Source organism: Gilliamella sp. wkB108, from assembly GCF_001690195.1.
Classification (GTDB): domain Bacteria; phylum Pseudomonadota; class Gammaproteobacteria; order Enterobacterales; family Orbaceae; genus Gilliamella; species Gilliamella apicola_L.
In genome coordinates this window covers 1-383 of the sequence record NZ_LZGM01000003.1, presented here as the reverse complement: position 1 = coordinate 383, position 383 = coordinate 1, and the positions used below count along the sequence as shown (strand labels likewise).

General features: G+C 27.4%; 1 protein-coding gene. It reads right to left on the bottom strand.

The features are described from left to right. The coding region (locus A9G11_RS14275; protein ID WP_176701213.1) for a hypothetical protein at window positions 1-383 on the bottom strand (383 nt) is incomplete at both ends.

The window sequence follows — 383 nt, the reverse complement described above, 5'->3', positions numbered from 1 at the left end:
CCAGTTCATCGAGATAAACTGGTGGCGGAAATGTTAAGCAAATTTGATTTATCTCTTTATCAATTATGTCTATATTCTCATTAACCGTTGGATTTTTTTCTGCAAGGGATACTAGCTTTTGAGATAAAATATCGTGGTAATAACGATAGGAATCCAAAATACACATAGTACTACTATATTCGTTTTGATAACAAGTTTTTAGCTTGTCAGTTTTAAACACCGATGAAGATGATTGGTTTAGTACTTTAAATTGATCTGGATAAATAATTTGGTATTGGTAAGAACCATCGATTAATAATTTTTTTAGTTTAAATTGTAAATTCTCTTTATCAATTTGATAATTTTTCCAAAATATATATTCTTTACCATATACCTGTTTTTTT